The 15408-nt window shown below is 67.4% G+C and carries 12 protein-coding genes; 7 read left to right on the forward strand and 5 right to left on the reverse strand.

The annotated features are described in order from the left end of the window. Positions 1–96 precede the first annotated feature (96 nt). The 5 genes from R1Z03_RS18785 to R1Z03_RS18805 all read right to left on the reverse strand — a co-directional run bounded on the left by R1Z03_RS18785 (position 97) and on the right by R1Z03_RS18805 (position 6374). A complete protein-coding gene (locus tag R1Z03_RS18785; protein WP_317353861.1) occupies positions 97–2799 on the reverse strand; it encodes a hypothetical protein in 2703 nt (900 codons plus the stop codon). Between the two features lie 225 nt (positions 2800–3024). Then, complete coding sequence (locus R1Z03_RS18790) at positions 3025–3804, reverse strand: hypothetical protein (protein ID WP_317353864.1); 780 nt, start codon at positions 3802–3804, stop codon at positions 3025–3027. Further along, on the reverse strand, positions 3786–4298 hold the full coding sequence (locus tag R1Z03_RS18795; protein WP_317353867.1) for a GNAT family N-acetyltransferase: 513 nt from the start codon (positions 4296–4298) through the stop codon (positions 3786–3788). The genes R1Z03_RS18790 and R1Z03_RS18795 overlap by 19 nt, the downstream gene beginning before the upstream one ends. A 10-nt stretch (positions 4299–4308) precedes the next feature. After that, positions 4309–4689, reverse strand: coding sequence for an HrpB1 family type III secretion system apparatus protein (locus R1Z03_RS18800; protein ID WP_272565598.1), 381 nt, complete (start codon positions 4687–4689; stop codon positions 4309–4311). Positions 4690–4730: 41 nt separating this feature from the next. Next, entirely contained in the window at positions 4731–6374 is a 1644-nt protein-coding gene (locus R1Z03_RS18805) for a hypothetical protein (protein ID WP_317353871.1), read from the reverse strand. A 525-nt stretch (positions 6375–6899) separates the two neighbouring features. Here R1Z03_RS18805 and R1Z03_RS18810 point away from each other — a divergent pair. The 7 genes from R1Z03_RS18810 to R1Z03_RS18840 all read left to right on the forward strand — a co-directional run bounded on the left by R1Z03_RS18810 (position 6900) and on the right by R1Z03_RS18840 (position 15393). Further along, positions 6900–7469, forward strand: coding sequence for an aminodeoxychorismate/anthranilate synthase component II (locus R1Z03_RS18810; protein ID WP_284394222.1), 570 nt, complete (start codon positions 6900–6902; stop codon positions 7467–7469). Continuing rightward, complete coding sequence (locus R1Z03_RS18815; RefSeq protein WP_317353875.1) at positions 7466–8131, forward strand: LysE family translocator; 666 nt, start codon at positions 7466–7468, stop codon at positions 8129–8131. The genes R1Z03_RS18810 and R1Z03_RS18815 overlap by 4 nt, the downstream gene beginning before the upstream one ends. Before the next feature lie 20 nt (positions 8132–8151). Then, complete coding sequence (gene trpD / locus R1Z03_RS18820) at positions 8152–9186, forward strand: anthranilate phosphoribosyltransferase (RefSeq protein ID WP_317353877.1); 1035 nt, start codon at positions 8152–8154, stop codon at positions 9184–9186. A gap of 88 nt (positions 9187–9274) precedes the next feature. Continuing rightward, complete coding sequence (gene trpC, locus R1Z03_RS18825) at positions 9275–10075, forward strand: indole-3-glycerol phosphate synthase TrpC (protein ID WP_272565585.1); 801 nt, start codon at positions 9275–9277, stop codon at positions 10073–10075. A gap of 74 nt (positions 10076–10149) precedes the next feature. Then, a complete protein-coding gene (locus tag R1Z03_RS18830; protein WP_317353878.1) occupies positions 10150–10869 on the forward strand; it encodes a uracil-DNA glycosylase in 720 nt (239 codons plus the stop codon). Positions 10870–11432: 563 nt separating this feature from the next. Beyond that, positions 11433–13172: a hypothetical protein gene (locus tag R1Z03_RS18835; protein WP_317353881.1), complete on the forward strand. Its 1740-nt coding sequence runs from the start codon at positions 11433–11435 to the stop codon at positions 13170–13172. Positions 13173–13212: 40 nt separating this feature from the next. Next, positions 13213–15393: a hypothetical protein gene (locus R1Z03_RS18840; protein WP_317353884.1), complete on the forward strand. Its 2181-nt coding sequence runs from the start codon at positions 13213–13215 to the stop codon at positions 15391–15393. Positions 15394–15408: the final 15 nt, after the last annotated feature.

Consider the following 15408-nt stretch of genomic DNA (forward strand, 5'->3'; position numbering starts at 1 on the left):
TTTTTTCGTTCGCGCGGCAGCGGCGGGCAAGAAAAAAGGACGATGGCCTGGGGCATTGCCCAGGCCATCGTCCCCATTGCGTCTTCGAGGGGTCGATCAGGCCTTGACGGAGACCTGGACGCTCACGCTCACCCGCAGCTCGATCTGCACGATGCGCTGCTGCTCACGGGACTGAAGGCCCTGAAGCACCTGGGCCAGCAACTGGAGAATGCCGGCGCTCGAAGCCGGCGTGCCACCCACGCCAGGCACTTCGCCGCGCGCGGCGGCCAGCAGATTGCCGACACCCGATCTGCCATCCGCGCCAGGCACATCGTGGGTTTCGATGGCCTTGTAGGTGTCGGGGTTCTGGAGCATGAACTTCGCGGCTGCCGCCACTTGGGGCGGTGCCTTGCCGCTCTCGGCGAGCTGGTAGAGGCGGTCCGGTGTCATGTCCTTGCCGCCGAAGGCCTTCGCCAGCAGTCCGGAGTGGCATTCCAGCATGTGATCGGCCAGGATGCGCGCGGCGCCTTGCCCGTCCAGCGGCGATGGCTGCACGGGCCGGGTGGGCCGTGAAGCGCCGTTGGACTGCGCGGTCCCCTGGCCCGTGAGCAACTGCAGGAGTTGCAGCAGCGCATCAAGCACGGAGCGGCTCGCGCCTGCGGTGCGTTGCGCCGAGCCGCCTTCGACGCCAGGGATCTCGCCGCGCGCGGCCGCCAACAGGTTGCCCAGGCCGGACTTGCCGTCGGCGCCTGGCACGTCGTGCGTCTCGATGGCACGGTAGACGTCGGGGTTCTTGAGCATGAACTTCGCGGCGTCGGCGACCTCGCCTTGGCCCTGGCTCAGCTGGTAAAGGCGGTCGGGCGTCATCGCGCCGCCTTGCTGCAGCAGCAGATCGGCCAGGGTGTGCGCAGCGCTCTGGCCATCCAGTGGCGGCCGGGTGTTCGAGGTGGCCTTGAGCAATTGCACCAGCAGTTGGAGCAGTGGCAGGAGGGCCTGTGCGGAACCGCCGGCCCGGCCCGGAACACCGGGGATCTCGCCGCGGGCGGCGGCCAGCAGGTTGCCCAGGCCGGACTTGCCGTCGGCACCGGGCACGTCGCGCGTTTCGATCGCGCGGTAGGTGTCGGGGTGCTGGAGCATGTATTTCGCGGCTTCGGCCACCTTGCCCTGTCCCTGGCTCAACTGGTACAGGCGGTCCGGCGTCATGGGCTGGGTCTTGGGCAGAAAGCGCTTGCCGAAGAGGTGGAGCGCGCCACCGGCTTCCTGCACCATGTGGTTAGCCAGGACGCGTGCCGCGCTCTGGCCGTCCAGGGGCGGGCTCGGCTCTGCATGGGCCTTCAGCAGCTTCAACAGTTGCTGCAGCAGCTTTTGCAGGCTGTCCAGGGAGTCCGTTGCGCCCTTCACGGCAGGGATCTCGCCGCGGGCGGCGGCCAGCAGGTTGCCCAGGCCGGACTTGCCGTCGGCACCGGGCACGTCGCGCGTTTCGATCGCGCGGTAGGTGTCGGGGTGCTGGAGCATGTATTTCGCGGCTTCGGCCACCTTGCCCTGTCCCTGGCTCAACTGGTACAGGCGGTCCGGCGTCATGGGCTGGGTCTTGGGCAGAAAGCGCTTGCCGAAGAGGTGGAGCGCGCCACCGGCTTCCTGCACCATGTGGTCGGCCAGCACGCGTGCCGCGCTCTGGCCGTTCATCGGCTGGGCCTGCGCCGGCTGCGGCTGACCGCCCTGGCCCTGGAGCTGCGCCAGCAATTGCCGCAGCAGTTGCAGGACGCCGCCCCGGGCGCTGGAGGCCTGGCCGCCCACGCCGGGGACCTCGCCCCGCGCGGCCGCCAGCAGGTTGCCGATGCCGGATTTGCCGTCCGCGCCAGGGACGTCATGGGTCTCAATCGCGCGGTAGACATCGGGGTTCTGGAGCATGAATTCCGCAGCCGCCGCCACCTCGGGCGAGGCTTTTCCGCCCTCGGCCAGCTGATACAGCCGCTCGGGCGTCATCGCCTGGGGCTTGAACAGGCGTGCCAGCGGCGACGCGTTCCTCTGGAGCATGTGATCCGCCAGGATGCGGGAGGCATCCCGCGCGTCCATGGGCGGCTCGGCAGGGGCGGACCGTTGCTGGGCGCGGGGTGCCACCGGCGCCACACGCTCCGGGTCGGCCAGGGGCTGCAGCGTGGAGCCGCCGGTGGGCTGGGGCGACGAAAGCCCTGAAAGGGCGCCCTGTGCGGCCGCCTCGAAGTCGTCCGATTCCGACAGGCCGTCGGCTGCGCCCCCGTCGTTCGTCTCGATCTGGCGATAGGACTCGGGGTTCTGGAGCATGAACTTCGCCGCCGCCGAGACGGTGGGCGAGGTGTCGCTGTTGGGCCGTTTGGCCAGTTGGAAAAGCGTGTTGGGGTCGATGGAGGGCACATGGTTTTGCCGCATGAAGGCCGCGATGGCGCCGGAGGCGGCCTGCTCGTTCATGGGGACCGCGCTCTCTGGCATGCTGTCCTGCAGTTGCGCGTCGTAGCCGCCGCGCGCCGCGAAGTCGAAACTGGAGACGTCCGCGGTACCGTCACCGCCGGAAGGGTCCAGCAGCGCGTAGACATCCGGGTGGGTCAGCATGAAATTCGCCGCTTCCGAAACGTCCTCGGGCGTTTGGCCCGAGGTGTTGCGGGCCAGCCCGTAGAGCCCATTCGGCGTCTGCGTTTCGATGCCGTTCTGGTGCATGTATTTCGCCAGGGCTGCCGCGGCCTCCTTGGTCTGCGCGGCCGTGTTGCCCGCCGTCTTGCCGGGCTGGGAGCGCCCGATGGTGATGCTGAGAGAGGCTGTGTAGCCGTTGACCGTGGTGTTCATGGACGCCGCCTTCGTTGGACAACAGAGGCGACCGCTTGCGGCCACGCTCCCTGCCAGGGTTGAGAAAGGTGTCTCGGATTTCGAGACGGAATGAATGGGAAAACGTTGTGCTTCGCGACCCCGAAAATCACTGCGTCGACAGCGGTGCCGCGTGGATCGGATGCGGCCTGCAGCAGGCCTGCCACGGGGCCCGGAACCCCTGCGGTGGGTGCCGGGCCACCAGGGTCAGGTGGTGGGCAGGGCCTGGTCGCGAAACGGCAGCGCCGCATCGGTGAGCAGCCACTGGATCAGGTGGGCCGGGCTCAGATGCTCGGCCAATGCGATGGCCTGCGCCGACAGCTGGACCTTCGTGTCGCCCAGCCCTTGCTGCACCAGGGCGCGCGCGGCTTCGAGCACCAGGGGCCTGGCCGCCTCGATCGTGCCCGCGGGGTCGCCAGCGTCCACCAGCCGGCGGCGTGCATGCACCGGCACCTCTGCCAGCCGCACGATCGAGGCGATCAGCGCGGCTGAAGGGGCCATGCCTCCGGGGTGAAAGCCTTTCTGGGCGTCGACCAGCAGCCATTCGCGCTCTTCGTCGATGCACGCGATCGCGTCGCCGCAGACGGGGGGCACGGCTGGGCCCGAGAGGCCGCTGGGAGCGCTCAGGCGCTCGAAGTCCGCGCTGTTGGCGTGCACCTGCGAAAGCCGGTTGTCCGAGAACAGGCGAAGGGTGCGGTTCAATTCCCGCCCCTCCTGGCCTGCCAGCGCCTCCAGCCGCACCAGCAGGCCCTGCACGGCCATGTGCCGCTGCGTCAAAGCGCTTTCGCAACCGGGCAGCAACAGGTTGCTGGACACCCAGAGCCCGGAAGAGCGGGGGAATCCGTCATCCAGAAGAATGGGGGGCTGGACCATGGACACGAGCCGCAGGCGAACGCCCGCGCCGTCATGGGGAACGATCCGGTGCGCGCCAGCGCCCCAGGCCTGGGGCGTCTGCCTGTCGGCGGCGCTCATTGAGGGTGAAGGCATGGCGATGCTCCGAAGAAGGCGGGACCCGCCGCGCGCACGGCTGGCGCGCCATTGCGGTGGGGGCGCGGGTACTCGGTCTTGCGCAGGCCGCCCTGCGGCGTGATGCGGTAGATGATGTCGTCGCCGCGGGCTTCGATCCGCTGCCAGCCATGGCGCTCCATGAAGCGCAGGCAGCGGTGGTTGTCGTTCTCCACCGCCACCAGAATCTCGGCTTTCAGCGAAAACAGCCACTGCAGCGCCGGCTTGAGCAGCAGGGCCCAGAGGCCGTGGTAACGCGGCAGCACCGCGATGTGGGCCTGCTCTCCATCGAACAGGATGCCGCCGATCGGCGCGCCATCGGACTCGAAGCCGATGGATGGGCATTCGGCGTAGAACGCGGCGAAGGCATCGCGGGTGACCGTCTGCGTGTAGTCCTGGGCGCAGCCCGCTGCGTAGCGGGCTGAATCCGCGTCGTAGAACACGCCCAGGTCGGCCTGGGGAGTGAGCTTCAGCATGGCGGCGGCCCTATGCGAGATCGCCAGCGATCTCGGGCTCCAGCTGGAGCAGTTCGCGCATGGATTTGCGCACGTGCTCGTCGCCGCTTTCCAGGCAGCTTTGTGCGTGGTAGTGCCAGGTCGGGTCGCCCAGGATGTTCAGGCACAGGGCCTTGAGTTCCGGGGCGGTGTCCTCGCCCAGCGTGTTCAGGTACTGAAGGGCCTCTTGCGTGTAGCCCCGCTGGATCGCGATGAGCACCGGAAAGATCAGGTACTCCTCGGTGTCCGGGCTGAGCGCATTCAGCTCCTCCAGCATGGTTTCCGCTTCGTCCAGCTGGTTCTCGCGGATGGCGTTGACCAGGGAGACGGCCAAGGCGGCGATGGGATCTTCGTGAACATTGGAGTCGTCCATGGTCATTGCCTTTCAAAAGAATGGAGGAAGAAGCGTCCGCGTCAGGCGCGGATGTGCATGTGCATGTCGATCGACACGCGGGTTTCGGTGGTGCTGGCGGGCAGCTGGGGCAGCTGTGGCAGTTGCGGCAGGCCCTTGCCGAGGGACAGGCCCGCGGCCACCCCTTGGTTGGCGGTGTCGATCACCGACTGCATCACGCCGCTGATCACGTCCTTCACCACGGACTGGATGCGGTCCTGGATGCCGGCACGCAGGTCCGAGCCCAGCTGGCTGCCCACGCCGCCAGCGCTCGGCGACGATGCGCCGCCCGTCGGTTGCAGGCCCTGCAGGCCCTTGGCCATGACCTGATCGACGATGCCCTGGATGGCTTGGTCCGCCACGCCGAGCAGCTTTTCCTGGATGGAGTTCTGCAGGCCTTGCTTGAGGTCCGAGGCCACCTGGCGGCTGCCCGACTTCAGGCCCGTCGCGTTGCGCGGGCTGCTCACGTTGGACAGCGTGTCCTCGAGCACGCCCTGGCCGAGCGCTGCCAGCGCGCTGTTCTGGTCGAGCCCCAGCTTGGGCAGCAGCGTGTACAGGGCGGCTTGCACAGCGGCCTGGATGGCCATGTCGACGGCGTTGTGCACCGAGTTCTGCACCGATTCCTTGACGGCCTCGCGGCGGGTCTGCGGCGGCACTTCGTCCGGGCCCTGGGCCTGGCGCGAGCCATCCGCGCCGCGGCGGCCGCGGGTCTGCACGGCCGTGCTGGCGGCGTCCTGCAACGCACCGCCGACCAGGTTCGTGCCGGTGCCGACCGCGTTCGAGTCGTTGTTGGGGTCCAGCGTCTGCTGCAGGCTGAGCATCAGCTTGTCGATGGTGCTCTGGACGACCGTGTCGACCGCATCGCGGGCCGCGGTTTCGGCAGCGTCTCGCGCGCCCTGGCGGAAGCCCGTCGGAGGCGTGTCGCACAGCTCGTCCACGCCCTGGCGGTTGGTCGTCAGGCGCGTGCCGGACAGGTCGTCTCCGTCCTGGCGCAGGCCGGGCGAGCGGGTGTCGGGCAGGTCATTGGCGCCCTTGCGGAAGCTCTCGCCATCGGCGAAACGGCCCGCGCGCGAGGAACTCAGGCCGCCGCTGGTGGCTGCGCCGATCGTGTCCACCGCCAGGCCACCCAGCAGCGATGTGCCGTTGGGGTCCAGCACCTTGGACGCGGCCTTGGTGACCTCCTGCGTGGCCAGGTCGATGGTGGAGTCCACCGCCAGGCGCGCCACGTTCTTGGCGATGCCGCCGGGCCCGAAATTGGAGGCGGTTTCCATGGCGCCCAGCGCCAGGTCCTTGATGCCGTTCAGGGCCTGAGACAGGTTGCCTTTGGCAATGCCCTTGGCCAGGCCCACGGCGCCCTTCTTGATGCTCGTGAGGCCGCCCTCGACGCTGTCCACGGCGGTGTCCACCACCTTCTGGGCGACGCTCTGCACTTTCTTGAGCACCTTGTCGAGCGCCCCGTCCAGTAAGGTATTGGCCGCCAATGCGGCCGGCGTGAGGTTGATGGCGCCGCGGGCGATGTCTCCGCCCGCCTCTCCCAGCTTCTTGAGACCGGCCGCCGCCCCTTTCAGATCGAGCGTGGCCAGGCCTTTGGCAATCTGCCCTACGCCCTGAACAGCCTTTTCAATGCCCTTCGCGATTGATTTGAACGCGTTTTTTATCGCACCCATGGATTGACCCCTTGCAGTTGATGAAGAAATGCACTGGACGGCAATCGGCCTTTTCGGAACGGAAAGGGGGCGGTTGCAGGACCCAACGCGGAGGTTCCGACTTTCCGCGTGGCAAGCGTATGTAAACGCTCTGTATGCGATGCGGATTGCGGCCATGCGAAGTGCGGCGGGCTCCGGCGTGGCGCGGGAGAGCGGCGCGCCGCAGGGCTCGTTGGGGCGCCTGCGAGGCGTCGCAGGGGCCGGTGCCCCGCGAATCCGTCCTTTGCACTGCGGGGTGGGCAGGCAGGTGATAATCGCCGCCATGCCTCATCCGCGTCCTTGCCTGGCGGCACCCTTCCCCCTTCGTTGGCGCAAGCCTGCGAACTGACACCCCTGGTGCGCCCGCGCGGGCGCGCATCCCAAAAAGTCTCCCTCCGCTGCCTCGGCAGCCGCGGACGCGCTCGGACCGGGCCGCGCCGTGTGACGGGAGTGCGTTTCCCAACGGGGGCCGGGCCCGGCACCCCAAGCATTCAAGAGGTCAAAGCCATGCTGCTGATGGTCGACAACTACGACAGCTTCACCTACAACATCGTCCAGTACTTCGGAGAGCTGGGTGCCGAGGTCGAGGTGTACCGCAACGACGAGATCACGCTGGAGGGCATCGCCGCACGGGCGCCCGACCGGCTCGTCATCTCTCCCGGGCCGTGCTCGCCGGCCGAAGCCGGCATCTCGGTGGCCGCCATCCACCACTTCGCCGGCAAGCTGCCCATCCTGGGGGTGTGCCTGGGCCACCAGGCCATCGGGGCGGCATTCGGCGGCACCATCGTGCGGGCCCAGGAACTGATGCACGGCAAGACCAGCGTGATCACCACCACCCAGCAAGGCGTGTTCGCCGGCCTGCCCGAGCAGTTCACGGTGAACCGCTACCACTCGCTGTCCATCGAGCGGGCCACCTGCCCGGACGTGCTGGAGGTGACGGCCTGGACCGACGACGGCGAGATCATGGGCGTGCGCCACAAGACGCTGGACATCGAGGGCGTGCAGTTCCACCCGGAAAGCATCCTCACCGAGCACGGCCACGCCATGCTGCGCAACTTCCTGCAGGCGCGGCCATGATCGAGACGCACGAGCTGCTCCTGTTCATCGCGGCCGGATGGCTGCTCAACCTCACGCCCGGGCCGGACGTGCTCTACATCGTCACGAACGCGCTGAAATCCGGCGTGCGCGCCGGGCTCGTCGCGGGCTTCGGGATCACGGCCGGGTGCTTCGTGCACATCGTCGCGGCGGCCGTGGGCGTGGGGGCTCTGCTGGCCGCGTCGGCCACGGCCTTCACGGCACTCAAATGGGTGGGGGCCGCCTACCTGCTGTGGATGGGCGTTCGCATGCTGTGGGCCAGGGCCCCTGCCGGCGCGGCCGATGGCGCCGATCTGGCCGCCGCGCGCGCCGCGCCCTCGGCGCCAGCTTCGCTGAAGAAGGTGTTCCTGGGCGGGTTCTGGACCAACGTGCTCAACCCCAAGGTGGCCATCTTCTTTCTGGCCTTCGTGCCCCAGTTCATCGCACCGGGCACCGAGAACAAGGCCTGGGCCTTCGTGCTGCTGGGCGTGCTGTTCAACATCAACGCCATTCCGGTCAACGCCGGCTGGGCGCTGGCGGCGGCGTGGATGGCCCGCCGCCAGGGTGCGATCCAGCGAGGCATGCATTGGCTGGACCGCGTGGCCGGCGCGATGTTCATCGGTTTCGGCATCCGGCTTGCGCTCTCCGAGCGTCCCGGCGCCTGAGTTTCATTCGAGGAAACGGAATGTCCATTACCCCCCAGGAAGCGCTGCAGCGCACCATCGAGCACCGCGAAATCTTCCACGACGAGATGCTGCACCTGATGCGCCTCATCATGCGCGGCGAACTGTCGCCCGTGATGACGGCGGCCATCGTGACCGGCCTGCGCGTCAAGAAGGAAACCATCGGCGAGATCGCTGCCGCCGCGCAGGTCATGCGCGAGTTCTCCAACAAGGTCCACGTGCCGGACACCACGCACATGGTGGACATTGTGGGCACGGGCGGCGATGGCGCCAACACCTTCAACATCTCCACCTGCGCGATGTTCGTGGCCGCCGCTGCCGACGCCAAGACCGCCAAGCACGGCGGGCGCGGCGTCTCCAGCAAGAGCGGCAGCGCCGACGTGATGGAGTCGCTGGGCGTGCACATCAACCTGCCGCCCGAGGCCATCGCGCGCTGCATCGCCGAGGTCGGCATCGGCTTCATGTTCGCGCCCAACCACCACCCCGCCATGAAGAACGTGGCGCCGGTGCGCAAGGAAATGGGCGTGCGCACGCTGTTCAACATCCTCGGGCCGCTCACCAACCCGGCGGGCGCGCCCAACATCCTCATGGGGGTGTTCCACCCCGACCTGGTGGGCATCCAGGTGCGCGCGCTGCAGCGGCTGGGCGCCGAGCACGCCGTGGTGGTCTATGGCCGCGACGGCATGGACGAGGTCAGCCTGGGCGCGGCCACGCTGGTGGGCGAGCTGAAAAAGGGCGAGATCACCGAGTACGAAATCCACCCCGAGGACTTCGGCCTGGCCATGGCCAGCAACCGGACCCTGAAGGTGGACACCCCCGAGCAGTCGCGCGAGGTGCTGCTGGGCGTGCTGCGCGGCCAGCCCGGCCCGGCCCAGGACATCGTCTGCCTGAATGCCGGCGCGGCGCTGTATGCCGCCAATGTGGCCGACTCGATCGCGGACGGCATCGTCCGCGCCCGCGCCGCCATTGCCAGCGGAGCCGCCCTCGCCAAGCTGGAGCAACTCGTCGCGCGCACCCATGCGCTGGCGGCGGACTGAGGGGGGGCCCTATTGCGGAGGGTCGGGTGCCCGCCGCGGTCGTCCATCGATACAAAAGAGGCTCTAGGAGCCGGAGAAGGTTTTCGACATGAGTGACATCCTGAACAAGATCATTGCCGTCAAGCGCGAGGAAATCGCGGCAGCGCAAAAGAAAGCGCCCCTGGCCGCCATTCGCGCGGATGCGGAAAGCCGCGTGCTCACGCGCGATTTCGAAGGGGCGCTGCGCGCAAAAATAGCCAAGGGCCAGGCGGCGGTGATCGCCGAGGTCAAGAAGGCCAGCCCGTCCAAGGGCGTGCTGCGCGCGGATTTCATTCCCGCCGACATCGCCCAGAGCTATGCCGAGGGAGACGGCAAGGTGAGCGCGGCGTGCCTGTCGGTGCTGACCGACCGGCAATTCTTCCAGGGCCAGCCCGACTACCTGAAGCAGGCGCGCGCCAGCTGCCAGCTGCCGGTGCTGCGCAAGGATTTCATGGTGGACGCCTACCAGATCTATGAATCGCGGGCCATGGGCGCCGATGCCATCCTGCTGATCGCGGCCTGCCTGGACGATGCGCAGATGGCCGATTTCGAGGCCATCGCCCGCAGCCTGGACATGGCGGTGCTGGTGGAGGTGCACGACGGCGCCGAGCTGGACCGGGCGCTGCGCCTGCGCACGCCGCTGGTGGGCATCAACAACCGCAATCTACGGACCTTCGAGGTGTCGCTCTCGACCACCCTGGCGCTGCAAAAGAACGTGCCGGCCGACCGCCTGCTGGTGACCGAGTCGGGCATTCTCTCGCCCGCCGACGTGCGGCAGATGCGCGATGCGGGCGTGAACGCCTTCCTGGTCGGCGAGGCCTTCATGCGGGCGCCGGAACCCGGCGAGGCCCTGGCCAAGCTGTTCGCCTGACACCGGTTTGCTGGATGCTATAAAATTAATAGCTATATGCCCTAGATCTTATTGTGCTGGAGGCTGTTTTGAGCATGAATGATTCCGTGGCGCCCTCCACCCAGCTGCACAGCGCCGATCCTGCCGACTGGCCCGTGGCGGCCGGATGGCAGCCCCTGGTGGATGCCTTTTTCGCCGGTGCGCGGGGGCAGGCGCTGCTGGCGTTTCTGAAGGCACGGCTGGTGGATGGCGCCGCCATCTTCCCGCCCCGGCCGCTGCGCGCGCTGGAGCTGACCCCGCCCGATCAGGTGCGCGTGGTCATCCTGGGGCAGGACCCGTACCACGGCCGCGGGCAGGCCGAGGGCCTCGCGTTTTCGGTGGCGCCCGGCGTGCAGCTGCCGCCTTCGCTGCGCAACATCTTCAAGGAGATGCAGCGCGACCTGGGCACCCCCTTTCCCGCCTGGCCCGAGCCGGGCGGCAGCCTCGCCAAATGGGCCAAAAATGGCGTGCTGCTGCTCAACACCTGCCTCACGGTGGAAGAGGGCCAGGCCGCCAGCCATTCCGGCAAGGGCTGGGAGGAGCTCACCGACGCAGTGATCCGCCATGTGGCCGAGGGCGATCGGCCGGTGGTGTTCATGCTGTGGGGCTCGCACGCCCAATCCAAGCGCGTTTGGATTCCGGGCGACCGGGGCCATCTGGTGCTCGCCGCCAACCACCCTTCGCCGCTGTCCGCGCTGCGCCCGCCGGTGCCGTTCATCGGGTGCGGGCACTTCGGCAAGGCGCGGGAGTTTCGCCAGCAGCACGCCGAGAAGTAGCCACGGCGTGAGGGCTGGGCGGGCCCCCACGCTTTGCAAAGGGGGCTTCGCCAGCCCCTGAGCTGCTTCGGGTTTTGAGAGTCTTTCCGCAGTACCACAGCCATCCTTCAGGCTGTAGATTGACTTCGTCAAGGTTTTCCATGCCCTCAGGAAATGTGAACCGTCGCGGCCATGCCGCAAGGGCACCGTCGGGTCCTGCCACCACGCCACCTTCGCAAGGCGCGTCTCCCTCGGCCAGTACATCGGCAGGGCGGCAGCGCGGCTCCTCGGTCCACCAAGGCGGGCCTTCGGATACTTTGCGCTCGCGCAGCGGTGCGGAGGCCAGTGGCTCTGCCAACGCCGCGGCACAGCGTCCCCGAACCAGCGCCCTCCCGCAGCGCGGTGTCCTGGAAACAGCGTTGGCGCGCCCTTCGCCTGCAGCCCTGGCGGCGGGCAGAACCATCGACGAGGCGGTTCCCTTCCTCCAGCAATATCACACGGCCTCGGACAGGATGTCGATGGCGACCCATGCTCCGGCCATGCGCTTCACATCGTCCCGTGCTTTCCCGAGAGCCCAGGCTGCCATGGAGGCGCTGGGCAAGCTGACGATGGGCCAGGCGCAAAAGCTCGGCCCACTCTTTCCGGTCTTTATTGAGCAGCAGCGGACGATGGCTGCTTATCGCCTGGTCATGACGACGCCCAAAGTTGACGTCAAGCCGCTGCGGGATAAGCTTCTTTCTTATCCTGACATGGCGACCGCCCGGGCATTGTGGACCCGCTATATCGAGCAAACGGATACGCAACTCAAAGAGCTGGAGCCTTGTGCCGTCGCGTTGGCAGAAACCCTGAAGTCGCTAGGGAAGCGGGAAACGTTCGAATCGACGGCCGGTGCCGAAACAACGCTCAAGGCTGCAGTCATGGGCACGGCCGAGAGCCGGCTCATCGCCATCAATTCGCACGTGGATCGAGTGATGCTGAGCATCATGATGCTGACGCTGGCCGACGAGACTGAAAGCGTGACCGGCCAGACCCGGGAAATGCAGAAAGGACTCGTCGGCGATGTCGTGCGCATGCGTGGCGTCGTGGATCTGCTGCAGGACGCGCGCGTCGGGCCCCTGCCTGGCAAGGAGGCATGGCTTCAAAACTACGTGAAGGTGCTGGAACACCACGCGCACGATCACCTCACGGCCGCGACCCGGGATCTGCCGCCGGACCAGGACCTGGCCGCATCACCGGTCGGCAGGGCGGCGCTGGAAATGGCGGCGAGCATCCGGCTCCTGACCACCGAGATCGGCGAGGTGCTCAACGCGTACAAGCTTTCGCCACAGATCGCAGAGCGCGTCCATGAGTTCACTACGGAGGGGCAGGCAACGACCGCGCGTGAGGCTCCGCTCGAGTCGGAAGAGCCCGCCGCCGCAGCGCAGGAAGCCGCGGCCTCCGATCAGGCGGCTCAGGCGCAGTCGTCCAGGCCCGGCCGCAAATCCCGCCGCCATGCGAAGGCCACGCACTCCGCATCGGGGGCATCGGCTGCCGCGGCTTCGAAGCCCGGCTTGTCGGTGGAGCAGCAGGTCTGCATCGAACTGGCGCAAGCACGCGTCAACCAATTCCGCAAGCCGCCAGCGGCGCCGTCCGGAGCGCGCTTCGACTTCTTCGCCCTGGCGGCGTCGATGAAGCAGGACACGAAGGACATCCGGGCTGCGCTCGACGCCGGCACCGATCCCGTCAATGCGGGCCAGATGATGCGCCGCGCGCTGGTGGAATGGTTCGGCCAGCCCGGCATCTGGGCCCAGCGCAGCCAACAGCTTGACGGTTTGACCGGCGTCGAACTGGAGCCGAAAACGGTCGAGTTGCAAAAAGAGGTGGCCCAGCGCGCTGTACAGGTGCAGACCTTGCACGAGCAGGTCAGTGCGTTCGAGATCGATCTCGTGAAGCAATACGCGCTGCCGAGGGCAAACCATGTGTCCATGCTGCTGAACTCCGGCGCGGCCGTGCCGGACGGGGCGGTCCGCAAGCTGCCGTCCGACGGCGATCCGGATGGCGACCACGGCACGCTGTTCGAAGTGCGCCTTGCTGTGAAGCCACTGTCGAACGGGCAGCCAGCGGCACCTCTCTATGTGCACTTCCATACCAAGAACGTGGTGGGAACCGATGCCATCGCCAATATCTCCCCCGGCGAGCTTGCGGCAGTGCATGTCAAAACGGCCGAACAGCGCGCGCTGGGCCCCAAGTGGGAAGCCCTCAATGCCGCGTTGCTAGGACCAGTGCACCGTGGCGCTTTGACGGATCAGGTGCTGGTGGATCTGCAAAAGTCCATGAAGGCATGAGTTTGCAGCCCTTGCCCATCGCGTTCGAAGGGTTAGGCCCGTGTCCGGCGAACGCGTGCAATCGGCAGGCACCTCTCGGAACGACCGCGGCCATCGCGCTGTGCAGGATCAGGCGGCAGTGCCCGCTGACGACCAGCATGCCAGCGTGTCGGCCAGCCCATCCAGCCACTTGACGGAGCGCCTTGTTCCCCGGTCCAGCGGCGCCGCGGCGAGCCATGGGGCGCCTGCGCCCCGTGCGCAGTTGCCCGCGCAGCGGGTACCGACGCCGGCGCAGCAACAGCAGATTGAGAAACACGAAAAAAAGCAGGTAGCCATGGCCGCTGCCCAGACGGTTGACGGTGCAATGGCTTATCTCCGTACTTTCGACCAGCTTTGGATGCGCGGGCTCGTCACGGTCGAGAAACAGCAGCGCACGTTGTGGATGGCCTTTCAGTCGGCAGATCGCGGCATTGCGGCCTTCAAGGAGATGACCGAACTTCACCGGGCCGGTGAGGACGGACGAACATCGTTCGTGGCCCTCTACAACAAGCGCGCAGCGCTGGCCGCCACCTTGGTGGGCTACCTTCCCCCATTGCCTGCCGAAGCAGGCTACTCGCTTTCGCAACGCATGCTCCAGGCGCGCTCGGAGCCAGTGGACCTGCCAGCGCTGGACCGCGACCTGCATGCCTACCTCGGTCAGGTTGATCTCGCCGTCGAGGCGATCGAACCTTATCTCCGTGCGACTTCCGAGGCGATCGAAAACCTGAGTGCGCCCGCCCATCTCAAGGCCTATCCGACGATGACCGAGAACTTGAAGGAGGCCATCCTCACGCTCACGGATCTGCGGCTGAGAGCGTTCGATCTGCACAAGGAGCAGATCTGGACATTGTGCAATCGCATGGTGGTTGCAGAAGGCTTGAATGGCACGGAGATTCTGCGAGAGACCGTCGCGCTGCTGACCTGTGCGGCAAACCTGTCGGACGCCCCTGCGATCGACCTGCTGCAGGATGCCCGCATCCCCCGGCAGCAACCGATGGTGAGCCGCATGGAAAACGGCGCTTTGCTTTTGCGTGAGCACGCCGAGACATTCATCGTGCTCGCGAGCCGCCACTTCGACACCGAAACCGGTGCTTCGCAGTCCGGCGCTCTCGACTTCGCCAAGCGGCTGGTAGCCGCCGTCGGCGCGCTGGCCCAGCAGTGCGATGCGGTGCTGAACGCCCACAAAGTCTCCTACACCGTTGGCAAGCTGTTGGAAGGCAACACATTCCTGGGACATCCGACGCGACGCGAAACCGCAGCGTTGCCGGACGACGATGCGCAGAGCGATTCGGTGTTGGAAGAAACCGCCGCGTCCGGTTCCGCTCGCGCAACACGGCCCACGCGATCCGGTATGGGCAAGGCACGCAAAGCCTTCGCGCGCAACAAGGCGGATCAGGAGACCGCCCCTGCGCTGTCCCTGCGACAGACGGTCGTGCTGGAGCTGGCCCAGGAGCGTCTGAAAACGTTCCCTGCGCCAAAGCTCGGCGGCCTGCGCGGGCCTGGCGATTTGTTGGCGCTGGCCGAATCGATGCACAAGGACGCTTCTGCAATCAGCGCAGCGATGGACCCGCGCACCGAGCCGCTGAGCGCCGTGCGGCAGATGCGGCAAACGCTCGATGGATGGTTCGGCGTACGGGGGCAGTGGCAGGCCCGGCGCGAGCAGCTGGCGGCGGCGGGCGTGGCGGGGATGCCATCGGTCTCGGACGCGCTCCAGGCGCTGAATGAGCGCATCGCGGCGATCGAGGGACTGCACCGTTCCGTCGATGCCATCGGGGCCGATCTGATCAAGACCTTTCCGTACCCGGACCTGAAGCATGTGTCGCACCTGCTGAACATGGCGACTGACGCCGAGTCGCAAGGGTCGGCCCCGCGGATCGGCGCTCCCCGCAAGCTGCCATCGCACGGCGACCCCGACCACCGCCACGGCACCCTGTTCGAGGTGAAGATCGATACGGGAAAGCTGGCGGATGGCCGGCCCGCGCCCGCGCTCTACGTGCATTTGCATGCCAAGGCGCCGATCACGGCCGAGGCGTGCCGCACCGTGCCTTTCGAAGCCCTTGACGCGTTTCATGTGAAAACTGCCGATCAGCGGGGCAAGGGTCCGACCTGGGAGTTGCTCAACGACGCCCTGCACAGCGTGCACCGGGGCGTGCTCGACGCCGAGGTGCTGAAAGCGCTGCAGCACCGCATGGCAGGCCCCTGATCCTGCAGGCCTGCC

This window comes from Acidovorax sp. BLS4 (assembly GCF_032929295.1).
Lineage (GTDB): Bacteria > Pseudomonadota > Gammaproteobacteria > Burkholderiales > Burkholderiaceae_C > Paracidovorax.

Bases quoted from the DNA above. Each gene is read 5' to 3' on its own strand.
- R1Z03_RS18785 (WP_317353861.1), bottom strand. From the start codon at position 2,799: ATGAACACCACGGTCAACGGCTACACAGCCTCTCTCAGCATCACCATC.
- R1Z03_RS18790 (WP_317353864.1), bottom strand. From the start codon at position 3,804: ATGCCTTCACCCTCAATGAGCGCCGCCGACAGGCAGACGCCCCAGGCC.
- R1Z03_RS18795 (WP_317353867.1), bottom strand. From the start codon at position 4,298: ATGCTGAAGCTCACTCCCCAGGCCGACCTGGGCGTGTTCTACGACGCG.
- R1Z03_RS18800 (WP_272565598.1), bottom strand. From the start codon at position 4,689: ATGGACGACTCCAATGTTCACGAAGATCCCATCGCCGCCTTGGCCGTC.
- R1Z03_RS18805 (WP_317353871.1), bottom strand. From the start codon at position 6,374: ATGGGTGCGATAAAAAACGCGTTCAAATCAATCGCGAAGGGCATTGAA.
- R1Z03_RS18810 (WP_284394222.1), top strand. From the start codon at position 6,900: ATGCTGCTGATGGTCGACAACTACGACAGCTTCACCTACAACATCGTC.
- R1Z03_RS18815 (WP_317353875.1), top strand. From the start codon at position 7,466: ATGATCGAGACGCACGAGCTGCTCCTGTTCATCGCGGCCGGATGGCTG.
- trpD (WP_317353877.1), top strand. From the start codon at position 8,152: ATGTCCATTACCCCCCAGGAAGCGCTGCAGCGCACCATCGAGCACCGC.
- trpC (WP_272565585.1), top strand. From the start codon at position 9,275: ATGAGTGACATCCTGAACAAGATCATTGCCGTCAAGCGCGAGGAAATC.
- R1Z03_RS18830 (WP_317353878.1), top strand. From the start codon at position 10,150: ATGAATGATTCCGTGGCGCCCTCCACCCAGCTGCACAGCGCCGATCCT.
- R1Z03_RS18835 (WP_317353881.1), top strand. From the start codon at position 11,433: ATGGAGGCGCTGGGCAAGCTGACGATGGGCCAGGCGCAAAAGCTCGGC.